Source organism: Pseudomonas sp. SLBN-26 (genome assembly GCF_006715895.1).
GTDB classification, from domain to species: domain Bacteria; phylum Pseudomonadota; class Gammaproteobacteria; order Pseudomonadales; family Pseudomonadaceae; genus Metapseudomonas; species Metapseudomonas otitidis.
The window spans coordinates 5,307,975-5,327,227 of sequence record NZ_VFOB01000001.1 but is presented as its reverse complement, the minus strand read 5'-3'; the positions used below and the strand labels follow the sequence as shown (position 1 = coordinate 5,327,227).

Sequence of the window (19,253 nt, the reverse complement as noted above, 5' to 3'; positions counted from 1 at the left end):
CCTCAACAGGGCACGGGAAGGGGCGCGCGTCGCAGCAAGCCGTGGACCGGCCCGACGAACACCGAAATCAGGTAGGCCAGCCCCGCCAGCAACACGATGCAGGGGCCGCTGGGCAGGTTGGCGTGGAACGACAGCAACAGCCCCAGCCACACGCAGCTCGCGCCGATGCCCGCCGCCGTCAGCAGCAGCACCGGCAGGCGTCGGCTCCAGAAGCGCGCCGCAGCGGCCGGCAGCATCATCAGCCCCACCACCATCAACGCACCGATGGCGTGGAAGCCGGTCACCAGGTTGAGCACCACCAACGCCAGGAACAGCGCATAGGCCGGCGCCCCGAAGCGGCTGACCCCGCGCAGGAACACCGGGTCGAAGCTGTCCCACAGCAGCGGGCGGTAGATCAGCGCCAACAGCGCCAGGCTGGTTCCGGCCACCGTCAGCATGCTGCGCAGCGTCTCGCCGTCCACCGCCAGGGCCGAGCCGAACAGCAGGTGCAGCAGGTCGATCCGGCGCCCGGCCAGCCCCAGCAGCAGCACGCCGCCCGCCAGGGAAATGGGGTAGATGGCCGCCAGGCTCGCATCCTCCCGCAGGCCGGTGCGGCGGGTGATCCACGCCGCCAGCCCGGCCATCCCCAGCCCCGCCACCAGGCCGCCGAAGGTCAGCGCCGGCAGGCTCAGGCCGAAGAACCAGAACGCCAGCGCCGCACCGGGCAACACCCCATGGGAAATGGCATCGCCGATCAGGCTCATGCGCCGCAGCATCAGGAACACCCCGAGCGGCCCCGCGCTGCACGCCAGCGCCACCCCGCCCAGCAGCGCCCGCTGCAAGAAGGCGAACTCCGCAAAGGGTTGCCAGAGCGCCGCGAGCATCAGGCCACCTGCTGGCGGGTCGGCGCCGGCAGCAGCACGCGGCTGGCGCCATGACGGCAGCCGTCGGCGCGGATCAGCAGGCAGCGCGGCAAGCGCTCGCGCACCGCCTCCAGGTCATGGCAGACCACCAGCTGCGTGCGCCCCTCCCGCTGCCAGCGGGCGATGCGCTGCCAGAGAATCGCCTGGCCCTCCGCGTCCAGCGCCGCGTCGGGCTCGTCCAGCAACAGCAGCGGCGCATCCATCAGCTCCAGCCGCGCCAGCAAGGCCCGCTGCAACTCCCCGCCGGAAAGCGCCAGCAGCGGCTGGTCGGTCAGCGCCTCCAGCTGCCAATCCGCCAGGGCCGCCTCGCAGCGCCTGCGCCGTTCCACCCGGCTCAACCGGCTGCGCCACAACCCCGCCATCGCCAGCTCCCCCAGGCTGAGGGGGAACTGCCGGTCCAGCGCCTGTTGCTGCTGCAGAAAGCCCACCGCCCCCAGGCCCGCCGCCCCGACGCTCACCCGCCCCGCCAAAGGGCGCTGCAAACCGGCGATCACCCGCAGCAGGCTGCTTTTGCCGCACCCGTTGCGCCCCACCACCGCCGTAAGGCTGCCGGCCGGCAACGCCAGGGAAAGCGGCGGCGCCAACGGCCGCGCAGGCGGCCCCCATTGCAAGGCATCGAACTGAAGCATCGTCAGGTCCAGGGCGTGGGAGAAAGGGCTGTAGGAAAACGCAAATGTTATAAAGTAACAAATCACGCTTCACAACCCATTTCCCCGCGCACGCCCCCTCCCCTTTTCCAACCCGAACGCCAACCGGCACCCACCGCTAAGCGGTTGATCGCCCTTCGAAAAATTCTGAAAAGTGGGGTTGACAGAGGCAGGAAGCGAGAGAATAATGCGCGCCACGTTGGCTACGTAGCTCAGCTGGTTAGAGCATAGCATTCATAATGCTGGGGTCCGGGGTTCAAGTCCCTGCGTAGCCACCATATAAAACAAAGGGTTAGCTTCGGCTAACCCTTTGTGCTTTCTGGGGTGTTCATTTCTTGACGCCCATCTGCCCGCCTCCCTGCATCACGCCCTCCCCCTGATTGCTCTCACCGCAGCGGCCCTCATGCTGCGCCGCCCTTCCCTGGCTCCCCGCCCTGGCACGCGCCTCCGTCAACAGCACCGCTTGTTGGATCCCGCGACCACAGGGCCCGAATCGTGCGGATGGTGGAAAGGAAGACCTCGCTGGGAAAGCGCTCACGGCAATGACCATCGATGGTCATGAAGAACGCTTCCTCATACACACCCGCCATGGGCAGGACCACGCCGACGATGTGCTTGCAGCACCAGATCGGCGCCTCGCTGTCGTCCCACACCAGCTCGACGAGCACCGTCTTGCCGATGTAGCCGATAGCCGTGTTCGCATCGAATTCCAAAGCGCCACGCTTGCCAGTGGTAGCCGCTCCGAAGGGTGAATCCAGGTGCCGTCTCATTGCCTATCCCTGCCTCTGAAATGCCCATAAACTGTGACTCAATCACGCTCACGAATGACGAAATATTCGTCATTTGAGCCAACTATACACAACGAAATATTCGACACAACGAAATATTCGTCAATTTTATAGATGGTTTTTGAATATGGAAGATCGGCTCAGGGAGGTTGTAAGGCATATAGGCCCTTCAACCTTGGCGAAAAATACGACCATCAGTGATCGACGCCGGTGGCAAACCGTGGCGACTGACTTCAGAACGAAAACCCGGGTCGAAGACCTGGCAGCGCTGCTGGCCATCTACCCCGAGTACGAGCTCTACATCATCCACGGTGAGACCGACCTGGCCCGGGGGCAGATCAGCCCGGGCGTTACCGAAGCAGATGTGGAGTTGGCGGGGGACGGAGCGGGGAGTAGCGGGGTTTAGGCGAGCGGGATGACCTCCAGGAGGGAGGTAGTAAGTAAGCATCAAGGAAGAGCGGAGCAGATCACTTGCTTCGATCGGCGGCATGGATCGCTTGGTCCGTTAGACGCCCATTGGCTCCAGCAGATTGCGTACCGTGATCTACAACAATCAGTAAAGAGCTCAGCAGGCTCTTCCGTGCCTATCGGCCTCACTCAACTAGGACTTGAGCTAATCCAGACAAGGGGGGAATTTAAAACACACAGACATGCCAGTAATAGTTTTGGCTACTTTTTTGGCTTAATTTTCTTTTTCATATGTACAGTCGGATCGACCTCAATCTTGCATAACTCTACCGTGTAGCCTAAAGCACGCAGCGTCCGAAGCGAATTTTTAAGTGTCACCTTAGAGAAGAAAGGCAGCTCCTTCGGTATATTCTTGTCTGTAGCAATAGCATATACAACCTTAAAATTCCGCGCATCCGGCATAGCCTTACTGTCGGCCAGCTTCAAAATCGCCGGCAGTTTACCATTAAGCTTTTCTCGAAACTCTACATCACGAACAAAAACCTCTGCCGCAACACACCCTTGAGCGAAAAGATGACTAAGCGTACTTGAGCTACGATAATACTTTACGTGAATAAAATCATTTACACCCCTTACAAGATCACAGAATTCTATCTTATCGTAGGCACCGCCTACTCTGACATTTTTCTTGTCCATTTTCAGATAATTACTATCTATAGACGCAACATAATCATTGTACTCACCCTCAGAGTCGTGAATATATCTAGGCATAACATGCCCATATGACCTTAAATCAATAAAATAGTTATCTATCTTTCTAACGAAATCCCGATCAACTCGATACCAAATGCCATTACGCAAAATATAGTACTCTCCCCCAACCGTTAACTCCGCATACAAACACCTATATGCACTCCAGCTTTTCATATCTCTATATTCACTGTCATTGACATGAACCGTAGTCAATCTCAATGAATCTGTGGTAATAGCCAGCCCCTTCCCCGCCATGTGGCCAAACAAATCATCCATATCAAGCACAACATGCCTAGGCGTATTGGGATACATGTCAAAGGAGTATCCAACCTGAGACTCCCAATCAACGACTTCAGGCTCTCCCACCCAAAACCCACCTGTATTCCCAGCCTTTAAGTAGTCATCTAGTTCGAGATCAAGCAATTGATTTGTTTCTGCATCCCTAATTCGGTATACATTATCAACCCACTCGAACTGCTCCGGCAGCTTCTTTTTATACCTAACAATCGCCTCTGTCAGGATCGCCACCAAACCATCCATATCTACAGACACAACTAACGTCAGCGCATCCCTACCAGTAACATGCGACCCAAATACATCCACTACTGAAACGCCAGTTACGGCATATAACATCTCTGTTTCAGAGTCTATATGAAGATCAAATATATCAACCTCCCTTGAACTTTGAGTCCTAGAATTCAAGGGATTGTGATCATAGCTTGCCTTATCCAAACTTCTAAGTTTGTCCGGATCAACAGAGTTCAACGTCACTCGCAAACCAAAATCCCTTTCAATTTGTTCATTTTGAAGAAGGTGAAATCCAGAACCAAAAGTGAGAACAAACTTACTGCCCAGCACAGAAACTATAAGCGCAGCGCCAACCGTGCTGGAGTCCCCAAAAGCATCGCTCGGAACCTCACGTCTCGAAGTAAAGAATTTCGTCCAAGGCGGGGAGTGCTTCGGCGGTTCAACTTTTATATAAAGCAAAGCAGAGTCACACCCCTCAACCGTGAGCTCTATAGGAGCCTTCGCTTTATCTAGTTTTAGAAGTGAGGAATTCAAACACGAGGGGTCTTTAGCGAGATAAATCGAGAGACGCTCCTTTCTTTCCTTCTTCGATTTAACCATTTGCCCTCCCTTGAGAGAAGAACTAAGAGCATACATAGAGGCAGTTAGGCTGCATCTCGGTTAAGTCAATAACCTCTACTCAGTGCCTAGTCTGGATTATTATTTTGAATTTTCCAGATGGCGTATACCTCTGCAGGCAGGATATTGCGAGCAGCCCCAAAACTGATTTCCCAAATTCACCCCACGCTTAGCTGTACGCACAACCATAGAGCCCCCACAAACCGGACAGAGCGGGATGTTAGGTTGCGATTTAGGCTTTACGTACTGACGTGTAGAGGATTGCGAAGCAATGGAACTATTAGCAATCCAGTGTTTCAGTAAGGTTCCATCAATCAATTGAATATTTCGTCCTTGGGCGAACGTCTTAGCCTCCTCGGTATATGTACCGGAGGTGACAATGAAGCCCCCTGCTGCTCCCTCAGCAGCCATCACACCGAAGAACTCGCGGATGACAGTTACTCCAACCTTCAGGGCCTTCCATTGCTTGCATTGGACTAGGTACTTGTCCGTGCCCAAGTGCAGTTCCAGATCAACGCCACCATCCGGCCCATTGCCACCTCTTTCGGTAACGCTGAAGCCTTTTCGCCGAAACGCCTCCCCCACCAGCAGCTCAAACTCGCGCCAGCTGATGCCATCCAGTGTCTTAGCCGGTTGAGTAGCTTCAGCTACATCCTTGAACAGCTTTTTGCGCTTGGCACGTCCGGCAATGGAGCCAACTGCACCAAGAGCAAAGATGAAAGGCACGATGTACTGGAGCCCCATAGCGAGCCCCCGGAACATGGCACCGGTCATATCGGGTCTGTGTGGATCGACAGGGGGGATCGGGCTGGTGGCGTATCCGTGGAGCAAGTACCAGGACACGAATGCAACCAACAGGCTTGCCCACCAGGGCAGCAAGGTGGCGAGGGTGAAGAGGTCGTCAAACAGGGAGGTTTTGCGGCGGCGTGCCATGCCATGCTCCAATCCGATTCCATTCGTGGCAAAACGACATGACGGACACTAGCGCGATGCGCTAGTACCCGTAAAGAGCCTAAGGGCATACCTTAGGTGTAGAGTTTTGGCACATAACTCAACTGAATCAGGGGTAGCACAGATGAAGAGGCATCACTTGCCTTCATATGTTATGCAGTTGTTCTCACCAACGAAAAATCTAATTCAGTATGCACCTGTGCATAACTAGCGCCCATTCGAACCACCATAAGTCTCATAAAAATTTTACAACCATGAAAAATCAAAAAAGCCAATCATCATCCAACTATATTTTAATCTTCCTTTTCCTCTCCGGCGCTTCAATTTTGATAGCAACCCTATCAGTATATTGGACTTACTTCGGAGACTTCCAAGTTATTGCCGACGGTGAAAAATGGGGACAGTTTGGAGATTTCCTAGGCGGCACAGCAAACCCACTTTTGAGCTTCTTGACATTTTCAGCACTACTTATAACTATTTTTCAGCAAAACAAGCAGCTAGCCATCTCAAACAGCGAACTTGAGAACTCCAGAGAAGAACTAATTCTTACACGCGATGAGCTAAGAAAAACAGCTGAAGCAGCAACTAAGCAAGCAGAGCACTTAGAGCGAGAGTCTCGACTATCCGAACTACTCGGCTTAATCGAAAAAATTGCAGCAAGAACCAATAGAAATTTCAACGAAAACATCCTAGATAAAGAATTATCTTTACACAGGACACTAAGCAACTATCACCCTGACATTCAAACACCTGAAACAGCTTCACTGATAAAACACTACAACGAAGAGAACTCTAAAACACGCAGGACTATAAAATGGATAGCAAGTGACTTAGAGCGACTCTGCGATCTCATAAAAAACTATAACGCCATAAAAGAAAATTACACATCCCCTCTGCCAAAATTTTACCAGAAGGAGTTCGGCGAACTTGTTAACATGCTTCATGACCACGACATGATTAGCAAAGAACTTTATATTTTCTTTTGTCTGGAGGGGGAATGATTAAAAATGAAAGAACAGAATAAAACCCCATGTGATCCCGTAAAAGATTATCGAGACATACACAATGAGATTAGGGGTTGGGAGTCTTACCTGAATGACAACCTTGGCAATTTTTCCTTCGCTTTTGCTGTAGCGTCCATCGGAACCAATCAGCCACAATTCTGGGCGCTCCTAAGCTTAGTTTTTGCAATGCTGGTATACATTTCCAAAAGGGACGCAAAGACCGAAATACTACGCGCCCTTGAAAGCAAGGAACAAAAAACTGAATACGATAACTTCCTTATTGGAGAATACAGAAACTCCATCAACCCCAAGAGATTACTTCCATTAATCTTTGGGGTTATTACCCTGACCGCTATAATTGTAGCCCCTGCAATTACTTCATCCTCTGGCGCCATGAGCTTTCTTTATGGGGAAAAGCCCTACTTTAATCCAGCTACTTTTACGGTCATCCATCCGACAAAAGGCTCATGACCACGCCAAATACTGCACCGCAATAACCTCCAACTAATGGTGCATTAATCAGAGCACCGCTGGATGACGTAGTTTTACTGGCACATTGCTGAGGCTATGCCAAGCCATTGACCGAACCGTGATGGAGTTCTTCGCCGGCTCCGATGGCCCGATGGGCGATGCGGCACGCAGCAATCTCAAGATGCAGGAGCAAGCCGAGCGCCAGGCTAATCGCGGCACGCGGAAGCCGATGAAGGAATGCATCAAACCCGGGAACGTGATTGATGATGACGTGAAGGAGTGTATGGAGGGGTTGAGAGAGCGGGATTGGTGACTCAGCAGATTGATACAACTGAGGGCTCTGTCCTCTGTTGCTGTGCAACACAGCCAAAGGATCAGCAGTCGCCAGAGTTAGAGCCGCACGGGCTAATTGTTCAGCCTGATCGTTGCCCCGAGTGACTCCAGCGTGTGTATAAGCGCGCCCGCCGCTTCCACGCTGGTGACTTCGATCTGTTCGATCTCTCTCTTTCGTATAGCACGAGCGAGGCGTTTCAATTCTGTGCCCCGCAGTGTGGAGCACAGGGATAACCGCTGAACAAAGGCTTCCAGATTCCAGCCATTCACTGAGGCCCAGGCCACGTCATCGGACCAGGACTCAATCTGCAGCACGGGCATGTTCCAAGCTCCTTCCTTGACTGTGTTATGGGCATCAGCCCGAAGCGAGGACAGCGTTGCACTCGCGATGAGCCAAATAGTGAAGCGCCGGGATCATAACGCTGACGGGGGTTGAATTCGCCAGCCTGCCCTTCTCACCTCTTGATCTTTCGTTCGGTTGATCGGCTCAACTCACCTCGGCGCCAAAGGCGCCGTGCTGCGCGACGAACCGCCGCCACGACACGCGCGGCGTTCTTATCCACACCTCCCGCATATACAACTCCTCCGGCAGCACATAGCCCCAGCGCCCCCGGATATCGGTGCGGGGTGCGCGGGGGCGGTGGGTGGCGGCTGGGACGGGGCGCCATTGGCCGTAGGGCGTGGGGGTGAGGATGCAGAGCAGGCGCAGTGCGGGGCGCGCCTGCTGGGGGTGAACGGCCTTGTTCATATGAGCTCCCGGTTATGGCGGTTGGTGCGCTGGTTGTAGGCGTTGAAGGCGAGGCGGTCGAGGCGCTTGATTTCGGTGGTGTCGAAGGTGTTTGTGTCCTGCAGGGCGTCGAGGTAGCCGCCCATGCGGATGTAGTAGGCGAGCGCGCGTTCCGGGTCGGAATAGCGGATGGCCTTGAGGAGCAGGCGCAGTTGTACGTTGATGGCTTTCATTGGGCGTAGTCCCCCGCGCTGAACACTGTTTTGCCGCTCTCCAGGTCGAGGCGGATGCGGTGCAGGTTGATGACGCGGCGCCGGCCGATCTTCACGGTGGGGATGGTGTTGCTCTCGACCCAGCCGCGCACCACGTCTTCGGTGATCTCCGCGATGCCGCACATTTCCGCCAGCACCAGTTGCGTGCAAAACGGCGCACAGCGGAAATCGTTCATTCGCTCAGGCTTTGCGCCCGTGCTGAACCTCACTACTCCAGACTGTTCCATACAGACACCCTATAATCGGCCACTCTAAGCCACCATGAGTAATAAATACTCAAAGCAATCTAGGGCACTGTTGCTTTTGAGTAAAGGTTACTCAAGCCGAGAAAACTCAATGGACGCCGTAAGAAACAGAGCACTTCAACTGATTCGGGCTGTAGGACCGAAGCACTTGAGCGAGCTCGGGGGCAAGAACTACGAACGCTGGCGGAACATCAGCGGCGGCAAGATCCGGATCAGCACCGAGGAAGTGGGCATCCTGGCCGAGGCTTATCCACAGTTCGCGCTCTGGCTGATATCCGGGCGCACGGAGCCGGAGAACGGGCACATCAGCCCGGATGGCGCGCCTTCTGCGTGATGACAGAGGGGTGAAGCCAGACCAGGGGCAGAGCAGCCCCGAACACGACGGCCTGATCGCCCCACCCTCCCAGGCCTAGCGGCCGCCTTTCACCTTCCCCGCCCGGTGCCCCACGCTATGCGGCGCCGGGCCCTTTCCTCTCCTGATCCCCCGGCTTCACGCCTACCCTCCCCCGCTGCGCGCGGCCAACTGCTCATGCAAGGACCACGCGAAGGCGTAGGGCTGTTCGCGCCGGCTGAAGGTGGCCCCGGCCTGGTGCCAGCGCGCTTCATCCATCCCGCTGCGGGCGATTTCGTGGGCGAGTGCTTCGATCTGCCGTTCGAGGGTGCTGCCCAGGCCGGCGGTGACGGTGAGGGGCAGGCCGAACAGCGGCCGCCCGATGAAGGCGGGGTAGCGCTCCACCGGCCCATCGAGGGCGGTGGCCTGGATGCCCAGCAGGACGATACGGCCCTCGGCATCCACCACCTCCAGCCCGTACGAGCCGCCATCGCTCAGGGCCCAGCCGTCGAGGCGCTGGAGGGGGTAGGCCAGGCGGGGCACCTGGGTGAGGTAGAGGTAGCCGGCGGCTGCGGCACTGGCGGCGAGTGCCAGGGTGAGTGAGGTGATCCCTAACGCGCGTTTCATCGAGGCCTCCTTGCGGGTGGGCGAAGCCTACAGGGCGCGGGGCCTGGCGGGCCATGGCGGCTTGCCCGGGCGCTGAAAGCGGAACTGGCCGGTCATCCCCCCGGCGGGAAAAAGTTGTACAAGCCCCTTGCACAAACTTATACGCAGCAGTAGAAAAGCTATACAAATTTACCGAATGTACAGCTTTAGAGGACTCGACCATGCCGGCCTACCGCGCGCCGCTCCGCGACATGCGCTTTGTGTTCGATGAAGTACTCGACGCCTATTCGCACCTGCAGGCGCTGCCGTCCCAAGGGGAATTCGGCGCGGACCTGGGTAGCGCGATCCTCGAAGAGGCGGCGCGCCTGGCTGAGGGCGTGCTGGCCCCGCTGAACAGTTCGGGCGACAAGGAAGGCTGTCATTACGACCCGGCGACCCGCGCGGTGAAGACGCCCGCCGGGTTCCGCGAGGGTTACCGCCAGTTCGCCGAAGGCGGCTGGACGGCGCTGGCCTGCCCCACCGAGTTCGGCGGCCAGGGCCTGCCCCACGTGCTGAACATGATGGTGGAGGAGATGGTGTGCTCGGCGAACCTGTCGCTGGGCATGTACCCGGGCCTGACCCACGGCGCCATCAATGCCCTCTCCGCCCACGGCACCCGCGAGCAGCAGGAGGCCTACCTGCCGAAGCTGATCAGCGGCGAGTGGACGGGCACCATGTGCCTGACCGAGCCGCAGTGCGGCACGGACCTGGGGCTGATCCGCACCCGCGCCGAACCCCAGGCGGACGGCAGCTACGCGCTGAGCGGCACGAAGATCTGGATCACCGGCGGTGAGCACGATCTGGTGGAAAACATCGTCCACCTGGTGCTGGCCCGCCTGCCCGATGCGCCGGCCGGGGTGAAGGGGATTTCGCTGTTCCTGGTGCCCAAGTTCCTCGCCGATGGCAGCCGCAATCCGGCCTTCTGCGGCGGGCTGGAGCACAAGATGGGCATCAAGGGCTCGGCCACCTGCGTGATGAATTTCGAGGGTGCCAAAGGCTGGCTGATCGGCGAGCCCCACAAGGGCCTGCGCTGCATGTTCACGATGATGAACTCGGCACGCCTGATGGTCGGCATGCAGGGCCTGGGCATTGCCGAGAACGCTTACCAGATCAGCCTGGGCTTCGCCCGCGAGCGCTTGCAGAGCCGCTCCCTGAGCGGGCCGAAGGCGCAGGACAAGCCGGCCGACCCGATCCTGGTGCACCCGGACGTGCGGCGCATGCTGCTGCGCCAGAAGGTGATGATCGAGGGCAGCCGCGCGCTGGCCTACTTCACCGGCCTGCATCAGGACATCGCCCACGACCACCCGGACGCCGAGGTGCGCCAGCAGGCGGACGATCTGGTGCAGCTGCTGACGCCGGTGGTGAAAGCCTTCCTCACCGACGAGGGTTTCGCCTGCGCCAACGAGGGCCTGCAGGTGATGGGCGGCTCGGGCTTCACCGAGGACTGGGGTATCGAGCAGCTGGTGCGGGACTGCCGCATCACCCGTATCTACGAGGGCACCAACGGCATCCAGGCGCTGGACCTGGTGGGCCGCAAGCTGGCCCTGGGCGGCGGCCGTGCGGTGCGTGGCTTCTTCCAGTTGGTGGGTGAGTGGCTCAAGGCCAACCCCGAGGCGCCCCATGTGGCCAAGGTGGACAAGGCGCTGCGCCAGTTGCAGCAGGCGACGATGTGGCTGGCCACCGAAGGCATGAAGGACCCTGAGCAGGCCGGCGCTGCGGCCACGCCCTACCTGCGGCTGTTCGCGCTGACCGCGCTGGCCTGGCTGTGGGCCCGCATGGCTCAGGTGGCCCAGGCCAAGCTGGACGCCGGCAGTGAGGAGAAGACCTTCTACGGCGCCAAGCTGAAGTCCGCCGACTTCTACATGACCCGAACCCTGACCGAGACCGACGGCCTGCTGGCCGAGGTGATGGCAGGCAAAGCATCCCTGATGGCGTTCAACGAGGACGAGTTCGCCGCATAGCCAACCCTCCCCCTCCGTATGCGCACGCCGGCAATCCCTCCCTTTTTTGATTGCCGGTTTTTTTTTGCCCGGAATTTGGTCGGCCTGTGGGCGGGCGGGGCCGTCGTAGGGCGGGTTTCAGCCCACCGGCCAACACCGACCGGGACCGGTGCGGTTCGCCGAGCTCACCGCATCCTACGCAGGCGATGTGCCGGTTTGTGGGGGCGGGTTCGTTCGCGATGGGGCGGGAATGGTCAGCGCCGTTCCCATGGGTGAAGGCGCACCCTGTAGGGTGGATCGCGCTTCATCGATCCACCGGCGGAGCCATGCCGGATGCCGGTGGTGGGTAGGAAAAGCATCGCGAATGAATTCGCTCCCACGGGGTGCGCCATGGGGCCGTGCCGAACGCCATTGGTGGATGGAAAGAGCGCCATCCACCCTACGCCCCGGGACGAGATGTGCCGGTTTGTGGGGGCGAAATTATTTGCGATTGGTAGGGGAGTGGTCGGCGCCGCGCCCATGGGTGAAGGCGCCCCCCGTAGGGTGGATCGCGCTTCATCGATCCACCGGCGGAGCCATGCCGGATGCACATGGTGGGCAGGAAAAGCATCGCGAATGAATTCGCTCCCACGGGGTGCGTTATGGGGCCGTGGGATGGGCCGAACGCTATTGGTGGATGCAAAGAGCGCCGCCCCGGGACGCGATGTGCCGGGGCGTGGGAGCGAATTCATTCGCGATTGCTGAGGTGGCCCAGGTGGCGCATCAGCGTATCGATCAAGAACCAACCGGAAAGCGGCAAGCCGATGAACATCATCGGTACGCTCAGGAACAGCGCTCGCCCAACCCAGGCGGTCATGTCCTGTCCGTTCGACAGGCAGTCATGCAGCCCCTTGGTGTTGCCTTGGCAGTCGAAGTGTTCGAAGGCCCAGATGCCCCACTGCCATCCCAGCCAGGTAACGCCCACCGGGAGCAGGGCCAGCACGTAGCGGCTCAACCAGCCCAGCCGCTCGGTGTGTTTCCAGAGCAACCAGGGTGGCGCGAACAACAGGGTGGCGAGCAGTGGCCAGAACAGCAGGTCGATCATGGGGGTACGTCCTGTACGGAAAGCGTCCAAGCAAGGCGCACGATCTTAGCGTTGTCGGCACCGAAGGGAGAGTCTCGCGAATGAATTCGCACGGGGTACGGCACGGAGCCGTAGGGTGGGCTTCAGCCCACGCTGTCTGCCGCTGGTGGGCTGAAGCGGAACGCCGCCCGGCCCACCCTACAGGGCGTGTGCCCTGGGCTCGGGAGGGAATTGATGCGGTTCGCTGAGCTCACCGCATCCTACGGGGTGCGCGTTGGGTGACGGCAAACAAAAACACCCCGCCGGGGCGGGGTGTTTGTGGGGGTGCCGTCAGGAGGCGGTATTGCCGGTCAGGTGGGCGTCGGGTTGGTTGCCGAGCTTGAACACCTTGAACAGCACGGTCAGCAGTACGAGGAAGGCCGGGCCGATGTAGAGGGCGATGCGGGTGTCTTCGAAGAAGGCCATGAGTGCCACCACCAGCACCAGGAAGGCCAGGGCGAGGTAGGAGCTGATGGGGAACAGCCACATCTTGAACTGCAGCTTGCCCTGTTCGGCGGGGCTGAGGCTGCGGCGGAACTTCATCTGGGCGAGCAGGATCATGGCCCAGGTCCAGATGGCGCCGAAGGTGGCGATGGAGGTGACCCAGACGAATACCTTCTCCGGCACCAGGTAGTTCAGCAGCACGCCCAGCAGCAGGGCGAAGATGGACAGCAGCAGGGCGTTGCGCGGGACGCCATTGCCGGAGGTGCGGCCGAAGGCGCGCGGGGCCTGGCCGTGCTGGGCGAGGCTGTAGAGCATGCGGCCGGTGCTGAAGATGCCGCCGTTGCAGGAGCTGAGGGCGGCGGTGATGACCACGAAGTTGATGATGCCGGCGGCGGTCTTGATGCCGAGGCGTTCGAAGGTCATGACGAAGGGGCTGCCCTGGGTGCCGATCTCGTTCCACGGGTAGATGGACATGATCACGAACAGCGCGCCGACGTAGAACAGCAGGATGCGCCAGAACACGGAGTTGATGGCGTCGGGGATGGTCTTCTGCGGGTTGCACGCTTCACCGGCGGTGAGGCCGATCATCTCCACGCCGAGGTAGGCGAACATGACCATCTGCAGGGACATGAGCACGCCCTGCACGCCGTTGGGCATGAAGCCGCCGTGGGTCCAGAGGTTGCTGATGCCGGTGGCGATGCCGCCGTTGCCGATCCCGAAGAGGATCATGCCGGCGCCGGCCACCACGAGGGCGATGATGGTGACGATCTTGATGAGGGCGAACCAGAACTCGAACTCGCCGAAGGCGCGCACGGTGATGAGGTTGACGGTGCCCATGCTCGCCAGGGCCAGGAGGGCCCAGATCCAGCGGTCCACGTCGGGGAACCAGATCTGCATGTAGATGGCGACGGCGGTGATCTCCGCGACGCAGGTCACCAGCCAGAGGAACCAGTAGTTCCAGCCGGTGAGAAAGCCCGCCAGCGGGCCGAGGTAATCCTGGGCGTAGCGGCTGAAGGAGCCGGCCACGGGGTTGTGCACGGCCATCTCGCCGAGGGCGCGCATGATCACTAGGATGGCGAGGCCGCCGATGATGTAGGAGAGCATGATGGCGGGGCCGGCCATCTGGATGGCCTTGGCCGATCCCAGGAACAGACCGACACCGATGCAGGCGCCGAGCGCCATGAGCCGTATGTGTCGTTCACCCAAACCGCGTTGCAGTTGATCGCTGCTGGACATGAAGAACCTCTTATTTTTGTAAAAGGGCTGACACCCGCCAGGGGGTAACCCGGCGGGCGCTCTCGTTTCCCGCGGGCCCGGTTTGGGCGGGCGGGAGCAGAGGACGTCCGGGGCCACAGGGCATGCCTGTCGGCCAGGCTCGGACGGCCGGCTGTTGTATAGGGGGGTGTGCCGGGGGGCAACTTGCCAATCGGCTTCCGGGTTAAAACAGCTGAATCTGCTGCGCGGACTATACAGCGCAGTGAAAATGTCTTCGATACGACGAATTGACAGGAATAGCGCGGCTGGTACGCCCGTTCTGACCCGGGATCGACGGGGAAGCCGCGATTCCTGGCCGTTTCGCCAGAAAGCCCCTGGCCGGCCTGCGTTGTGGTGTCGCAGGCCGGCGCGCGGGTCAGCGCAGCTTGGGTCGGGTGCCCAGCAGGAGGCCGGCGAAGATCATCGCGCCGCCGAGCCAGTGGTAGCCCTGCAGGGACTCGCCGAGCACCAGGTAGCCCAGCAGCGCGGTGAACACCGGCATGAGGTAGTTGGTCAGCGACACCTTGGCCACGCCGAGCACGGCGATGCCCCGGTTCCACAGCAGGTAGGCGATCAGCGAGGCGAAGGTGCCGGTGTAGCCGATGGCGGCGAGGTTGGCCGGGCTGGGGGCGAAGCCCTGGCCGCTGGCGATCTCCAGCAGGTACAGCGGCAGCAGCATGGGCACGCCGCAGAGGATCAGCGCGCCGAGGAACACCAGCGGAGGGATGCCCTGGAACCAGGCGGCCCAGCGCCGTTGCAGCAGGGTGTAGAGCGCCCAGTCGAGTACGCCGAGCAGCATGATCAGGTCGCCGGGGTTGAAGCGCAGGCCGGCCAGGGTCGCCAGGCTGCCCTGGCCGATCAGCACCAGCAGGCCGAGGATGGCCACGGCCATGCCGCCCCAGGCGCGCCGGGCCGGCCATTCCCCCAGCAGCACCCCGGCGCCGATGAAGGTGGCCAGGGGCAGGCAGGTGTTGAGCAGGGTGAGGTTGATGGCCACGGTGGTGCGCGCGGCGAAGTACATCAGCACGCTGAAGGTGCAGATGCCCAGCGCGGCCACCACCAGCAGGCGCCAGCCGGCACGGCGCAGGGCGGCACGGTGCTGCCACAGGGGCTTGGCGATGAAGGGCAGGAGCAGCACCAGGGCGACGCTCCAGCGCCAGAAGGTCAGGGCAAAGGGCGGGATGTCGTCATGGAAGGCGCGGGCCACCAGGGCGTTGCCGGCCCAGCAGGCGCTGGCCAATACCAGGCCGGCCCAGGCGAGCGCCGGGGCGTGTGTGCGGTTCATGGGTCAGCGCACGCCCTGGGGGCGCAGGCGGTACTGCGGCGGCAACTGGTCGATGCCGCTGACGGTGACGTTGAGGTCTTTCCAGAGGCCGTCCTTGATGCCGTAGATGCAGCCGTGCACGGACAGCGACTGGCCGCGGTGCCAGGCGTTCTGGACGATGGTGGTGTGGCTGACGTTGGCCACCTGCTGCATGACGTTCAGCTCGCAGAGGCGGTCGACCCGCGCTTCGTCGGTGGGGAACTGGGCGATGTGGTCGCGGTGCTCGTAATAGAGGTCGCGGATGCTGCGCAACCAGCCGTCGATCAGGCCGAACTGGGCATCCTGCATGGCGGCGCGCACGCCGCCGCAGCCGTAGTGGCCGGTGACGAGGATGTGCTTCACCCGTAGCACGTCCACGGCGTACTGGACGACCGACAGGCAGTTGAGGTCGGTGTGCAGGACGACGTTGGCGACATTGCGGTGGACGAACAGGTCGCCGGGCAACATGCCGACGATCTCGTTGGCCGGTACGCGGGCGTCGGAGCAACCGATCCACAGGTATTCGGGTGCTTGCTGCTTGGCCAGTTTCTCGAAGAACTGGGGGTCGTCTTCCTTGATGCGTTCAGCCCAGCGGGCGTTGTTGTCCAGCAGCTGCTGCAGGTCGCTCATGGTGCTTTTCCTCCGTTGGCCGGCGCACCTTACGGAGGGGGGCCGGCTTTGACAAGGCGGGATGCCGAGTCGGCCGGCCCGGGAGCGTGGCGGTTGGGAAGGGTGGGCGCGCGGTCAGTCGAGCAGGGTGCAGGCCATGACGAGGGCGTCTTCACGGCCGCCAACGGCGGGGTAGTAGCCACGGCGGCGGCCGACTTCGTTGAAGCCGTAGCGCTCGTAGAGGCGGTAGGCCGATTCGTTGCTGGCGCGCACTTCGAGGAAGCATTCGCGGGCGTTGAGCGCGCGGGCGCGGTCCATCAGGTGCTCCAGCAGGCGCAGGCCGAGGCCGCGCCCCTGGCTTTCCGGCTTGACGGTGATGTTGAGCAGGTGCGCTTCGTCGATGATCACGTTGATCACGCCGTGGCCGACCTGCTGGGAGCCTTCGAACATCAGCCAGCAGTCATAGGACTTGATGCCGTCGGCGAAGATGCCGCGCGTCCAGGGGTGGCTGAAGGCGGCGTATTCGATCTTGAGTACGGCGTCGAGGTCCGCCTCGGTCATGGGGCGGAAGGTTACGGCATCGGTCATTCAGCGTTGTTCCAGCGGCGCATGACCCGGCGCATGGCGCGCCAGAGGTCCGCCTTGCGGTGCGGTTCGTCCATCAGCAGTTCCAGGCCGGGCACGGCCCAGGCGGCACAGAGCCCTTCGATCTGCAGTTCGCGGCCAAAGGCCTCGGCGTCGGCTTCGCCGGCAAAGCGCACGGCGGGCAGCCCCACCAGCCAGAGGCAGGCGCAGGCCGGGCCTTCTTCCAGGCGGGCGGCGAGGAAGCCCTGGAGGAAGTCGCGGGCGGCGTCGGGGCCCTGGTCCATGTTGCCGCGGGCCAGCAGCGGCCAGCGGATCGGCTCGCCGATGAGCTGCGGCGCGTCCGGCAGGCCGGCGGCGCGCAGCAGGTCCTTGAGCAGCAGGTAGGCCGGGTCGCGGCTCTGGAAGCCTTCCCCGGTGGGCAACTCCACCAGCAGCAGGCAGGCACCGGCCCGCAACAGCTGGAGGGCGAAGCGCGGCGGGGCCACCGGGGCGGCCTTCACCGGCTGGGGTGCATCCACCTCGGGCTCCGCCGCCGGCTCGGGCACGGCCACGCGGGGCGTGCTGCCCGGGCGCGGTACTTCGATCTTCGGCCGGGGCGCTGCCGGGGCTTCGGTGCGTTCGGCCACGACGGCTGCGGCCGCCGGTTCCGGGCGCGCGGGGCGGACCGGTTCCGGCGTGGGCAGGGGCTCGGGCAGCACCAGCAGTTCGGGGCGCGAGGGGGCGGCGAAGGGCAGCGCCGTGCGCGGCAGCCAGGTGGCGACCTGCATGGCGTCGAGGTATGCGCGGCGGCGAAGCTCTGGGATCAAACGTCAGCTACCTGTGGATGGGCTTTGCGTACGCCGGCCTGCATGAGGTTCAGCGCGTTGAGATAGGCCTTGGCGGAGGCGAGCACTATATCCGTATCGGCGCCGTTGCCGTTGACGATTCGTCCGGCTTTTTCCAGGCGCACGGTCACTTCGCCCTGGGAATCGGTGCCCTGGGTGATGGCGTTGACGGAGTACAGCTGCAGGCTGGCGCTGGAGCGGGCCAGGCTCTCGATGGCCTTGAAGGCGGCGTCCACCGGGCCGGAGCCCTGGGCGCGGGCTTCCTGCTCCTGGCCGTCGATGCTGAGCACCACGCGGGCTTCGGGGATCTGCCCGGTGCGCGAGGTGACTTCAAGGAAGGCCAGGCGGAAGTGCTCGGGGGCTTCTTCGCCGAGGGTGTCGGAGACCAGGGCCTGGAGGTCTTCGTCGAAGATCTCGTGCTTCTTGTCGGCCAGGGCCTTGAAGCGGGCGAAGGCCTCGTTCAGCTCGGTCTCGCCGGGCAGGTGGATGCCCAGCTCTTCCAGGCGGGTGCGGAAGGCGTTGCGGCCGGAGAGCTTGCCGAGGGAGAGCTTGTTGGTGTGCCAGCCCACCGACTGGGCGGACATGATCTCGTAGGTTTCGCGGTGCTTGAGCACGCCGTCCTGGTGGATGCCGGACTCGTGGGCGAAGGCGTTGGCGCCGACGATGGCCTTGTTCGGCTGCACCGGGAAGCCGGTGATGCTGGAGACCAGGCGCGAGGTGCTGAGGATGTGCGGGGTGTCGATGCCGGTATGCACCCCGAGGACGTCGGCGCGGGTCTTGATGGCCATGACGATCTCTTCCAGCGCGGCGTTGCCGGCACGCTCGCCGAGGCCGTTGATGGTGCATTCCACCTGGCGGGCTCCGGCGGCGACGGCAGCCAGGGAGTTGGCGACGGCCAGGCCCAGGTCGTTGTGGCAGTGCACGGAGAACACGGCCTTGTCGGCGTTGGGGATGCGCGCCAGCAACTGGCGGATGGTCTCGGCGTACTGGTGCGGGATGGCGTAGCCGACGGTGTCGGGGATGTTGATGGTGCGGGCGCCGGCGTCGATGGCGGCTTCGATGATGCGGCAGAGGAAGTCGATCTCGGAGCGGCCGGCGTCCTCGCAGGAGAACTCCACGTCGGCGCAGAGGTTGCGGGCATGGCGCACGGCGCGCACGGCCTGCTCAACCACCTGGTCCGGCTGCATGCGCAGCTTGTACTGCATGTGGATGGGGCTGGTGGCGATGAAGGTGTGGATGCGCCCGGCGTTGGCGCCCTTGAGGGCTTCGGCGGCGCGCTCGATGTCGGCTTCGACGGCGCGGGCCAGGCTGCACACGGTGCTGTCCTTGATGCTGTCGGCGATGGCCTTGACCGCTTCGAAGTCGCCGGGGCTGGCGATGGCGAAGCCGGCTTCGATCACGTCCACCCGCAGGCGCTCGAGGGCCTTGGCGATGCGCAGTTTCTCTTCCCGGGTCATGGAGGCGCCGGGGCTCTGCTCGCCGTCACGCAGGGTGGTGTCGAAAATGATGACGCGATCGTTGTTGTTCATTGTGGTCACTCCTCTTGTCCCGCCGGGGGTGCGGCCGAGC

At 61.5% G+C, this 19,253-nt stretch carries 23 protein-coding genes and 1 tRNA gene; 7 read left to right on the top strand and 17 right to left on the bottom strand.

Annotated elements, in window-relative coordinates; genetic code table 11:
• Nucleotides 1–2: 2 nt before the first annotated feature.
• Both FBY21_RS24685 and FBY21_RS24680 read right to left on the bottom strand, forming a co-directional pair.
• The gene (locus FBY21_RS24685) at nt 3–863 is read right to left on the bottom strand and encodes a metal ABC transporter permease (RefSeq protein ID WP_043245644.1); all 861 of its coding nucleotides are present in this window, start codon (nt 861–863) and stop codon (nt 3–5) included.
• Nucleotides 863–1,531, bottom strand: a complete 669-nt coding sequence (locus FBY21_RS24680) for a metal ABC transporter ATP-binding protein (protein ID WP_142014478.1) — start codon at nt 1,529–1,531, stop codon at nt 863–865. The genes FBY21_RS24685 and FBY21_RS24680 overlap by 1 nt, the downstream gene beginning before the upstream one ends.
• A 219-nt stretch (nt 1,532–1,750) precedes the next feature.
• Here FBY21_RS24680 and FBY21_RS24675 point away from each other — a divergent pair.
• Nucleotides 1,751–1,827 (top strand) — tRNA-Met (locus FBY21_RS24675).
• 123 nt (nt 1,828–1,950) lie between these two features.
• On the opposite strand, the gene FBY21_RS24670 is transcribed toward FBY21_RS24675, so the two are convergent.
• Nucleotides 1,951–2,319 carry a hypothetical protein gene (locus tag FBY21_RS24670; RefSeq protein ID WP_142014476.1) on the bottom strand — a complete coding sequence of 123 codons (369 nt, stop codon included), beginning with the start codon at nt 2,317–2,319 and terminating at the stop codon, nt 1,951–1,953.
• Nucleotides 2,320–2,464: 145 nt separating this feature from the next.
• On the opposite strand from FBY21_RS24670, the gene FBY21_RS24665 reads away from it, so the two are divergent.
• Nucleotides 2,465–2,743 carry a DNA-binding protein gene (locus tag FBY21_RS24665; protein ID WP_142014473.1) on the top strand — a complete coding sequence of 93 codons (279 nt, stop codon included), beginning with the start codon at nt 2,465–2,467 and terminating at the stop codon, nt 2,741–2,743.
• A gap of 263 nt (nt 2,744–3,006) precedes the next feature.
• On the opposite strand, the gene FBY21_RS24660 is transcribed toward FBY21_RS24665, so the two are convergent.
• Together FBY21_RS24660 and FBY21_RS24655 are read right to left on the bottom strand one after the other, a co-directional pair.
• Nucleotides 3,007–4,626: a TIGR04141 family sporadically distributed protein gene (locus FBY21_RS24660; protein WP_142014469.1), complete on the bottom strand. Its 1,620-nt coding sequence runs from the start codon at nt 4,624–4,626 to the stop codon at nt 3,007–3,009.
• A gap of 99 nt (nt 4,627–4,725) precedes the next feature.
• Nucleotides 4,726–5,577, bottom strand: a complete 852-nt coding sequence (locus tag FBY21_RS24655) for a restriction endonuclease (RefSeq protein ID WP_142014465.1) — start codon at nt 5,575–5,577, stop codon at nt 4,726–4,728.
• A 272-nt stretch (nt 5,578–5,849) separates the two neighbouring features.
• On the opposite strand from FBY21_RS24655, the gene FBY21_RS24650 reads away from it, so the two are divergent.
• The 3 genes from FBY21_RS24650 (at nt 5,850) to FBY21_RS24640 (ending at nt 7,383) form a co-directional block, all read left to right on the top strand.
• A complete protein-coding gene (locus tag FBY21_RS24650; RefSeq protein WP_142014461.1) occupies nt 5,850–6,596 on the top strand; it encodes a hypothetical protein in 747 nt (248 codons plus the stop codon).
• Between the two features lie 6 nt (nt 6,597–6,602).
• Entirely contained in the window at nt 6,603–7,070 is a 468-nt protein-coding gene (locus tag FBY21_RS24645; protein ID WP_142014458.1) for a hypothetical protein, read from the top strand.
• A 121-nt stretch (nt 7,071–7,191) separates the two neighbouring features.
• Nucleotides 7,192–7,383: a hypothetical protein gene (locus tag FBY21_RS24640; protein ID WP_186355573.1), complete on the top strand. Its 192-nt coding sequence runs from the start codon at nt 7,192–7,194 to the stop codon at nt 7,381–7,383.
• Nucleotides 7,384–7,475: 92 nt separating this feature from the next.
• On the opposite strand, the gene FBY21_RS24635 is transcribed toward FBY21_RS24640, so the two are convergent.
• The 4 genes from FBY21_RS24635 to FBY21_RS24620 form a co-directional block, all read right to left on the bottom strand.
• A complete protein-coding gene (locus tag FBY21_RS24635) occupies nt 7,476–7,724 on the bottom strand; it encodes a hypothetical protein (protein WP_142014453.1) in 249 nt (82 codons plus the stop codon).
• 166 nt (nt 7,725–7,890) lie between these two features.
• Entirely contained in the window at nt 7,891–8,151 is a 261-nt protein-coding gene (locus FBY21_RS24630; protein WP_142014450.1) for a hypothetical protein, read from the bottom strand.
• Complete coding sequence (locus FBY21_RS24625) at nt 8,148–8,363, bottom strand: hypothetical protein (RefSeq protein WP_142014447.1); 216 nt, start codon at nt 8,361–8,363, stop codon at nt 8,148–8,150. The genes FBY21_RS24630 and FBY21_RS24625 overlap by 4 nt, the downstream gene beginning before the upstream one ends.
• Nucleotides 8,360–8,629: a hypothetical protein gene (locus FBY21_RS24620; protein WP_044403789.1), complete on the bottom strand. Its 270-nt coding sequence runs from the start codon at nt 8,627–8,629 to the stop codon at nt 8,360–8,362. Before FBY21_RS24620 ends, FBY21_RS24625 begins: the two co-directional genes overlap by 4 nt.
• Before the next feature lie 166 nt (nt 8,630–8,795).
• Between FBY21_RS24620 and FBY21_RS24615 the strand changes: the two genes are divergently transcribed.
• Nucleotides 8,796–8,981, top strand: coding sequence for a DNA-binding protein (locus tag FBY21_RS24615; RefSeq protein ID WP_236211543.1), 186 nt, complete (start codon nt 8,796–8,798; stop codon nt 8,979–8,981).
• Between the two features lie 162 nt (nt 8,982–9,143).
• On the opposite strand, the gene FBY21_RS24610 is transcribed toward FBY21_RS24615, so the two are convergent.
• Nucleotides 9,144–9,605: a hypothetical protein gene (locus FBY21_RS24610; protein WP_142014442.1), complete on the bottom strand. Its 462-nt coding sequence runs from the start codon at nt 9,603–9,605 to the stop codon at nt 9,144–9,146.
• Between the two features lie 200 nt (nt 9,606–9,805).
• Between FBY21_RS24610 and FBY21_RS24605 the strand changes: the two genes are divergently transcribed.
• Nucleotides 9,806–11,584, top strand: a complete 1,779-nt coding sequence (locus FBY21_RS24605) for an acyl-CoA dehydrogenase C-terminal domain-containing protein (RefSeq protein ID WP_142014438.1) — start codon at nt 9,806–9,808, stop codon at nt 11,582–11,584.
• A 706-nt stretch (nt 11,585–12,290) separates the two neighbouring features.
• On the opposite strand, the gene FBY21_RS24600 is transcribed toward FBY21_RS24605, so the two are convergent.
• The 7 genes from FBY21_RS24600 to FBY21_RS24570 form a co-directional block, all read right to left on the bottom strand.
• Nucleotides 12,291–12,647 (bottom strand): hypothetical protein, encoded by a 357-nt coding sequence (locus tag FBY21_RS24600; protein WP_142014433.1) that lies wholly within the window; start codon nt 12,645–12,647, stop codon nt 12,291–12,293.
• Nucleotides 12,648–12,956: 309 nt separating this feature from the next.
• Nucleotides 12,957–14,345, bottom strand: a complete 1,389-nt coding sequence (locus FBY21_RS24595) for an amino acid permease (protein WP_142014429.1) — start codon at nt 14,343–14,345, stop codon at nt 12,957–12,959.
• A 394-nt stretch (nt 14,346–14,739) separates the two neighbouring features.
• The gene (locus tag FBY21_RS24590) at nt 14,740–15,648 is read right to left on the bottom strand and encodes a DMT family transporter (RefSeq protein ID WP_074973529.1); all 909 of its coding nucleotides are present in this window, start codon (nt 15,646–15,648) and stop codon (nt 14,740–14,742) included.
• A gap of 3 nt (nt 15,649–15,651) precedes the next feature.
• Complete coding sequence (can, locus tag FBY21_RS24585) at nt 15,652–16,296, bottom strand: carbonate dehydratase (RefSeq protein WP_044407857.1); 645 nt, start codon at nt 16,294–16,296, stop codon at nt 15,652–15,654.
• 114 nt (nt 16,297–16,410) lie between these two features.
• A complete protein-coding gene (gene rimI / locus FBY21_RS24580; protein WP_044407854.1) occupies nt 16,411–16,863 on the bottom strand; it encodes a ribosomal protein S18-alanine N-acetyltransferase in 453 nt (150 codons plus the stop codon).
• Complete coding sequence (locus FBY21_RS24575) at nt 16,860–17,666, bottom strand: hypothetical protein (RefSeq protein WP_044407852.1); 807 nt, start codon at nt 17,664–17,666, stop codon at nt 16,860–16,862. The genes rimI and FBY21_RS24575 overlap by 4 nt, the downstream gene beginning before the upstream one ends.
• The gene (locus FBY21_RS24570; protein ID WP_142014425.1) at nt 17,663–19,213 is read right to left on the bottom strand and encodes a 2-isopropylmalate synthase; all 1,551 of its coding nucleotides are present in this window, start codon (nt 19,211–19,213) and stop codon (nt 17,663–17,665) included. Before FBY21_RS24570 ends, FBY21_RS24575 begins: the two co-directional genes overlap by 4 nt.
• Nucleotides 19,214–19,253: the final 40 nt, after the last annotated feature.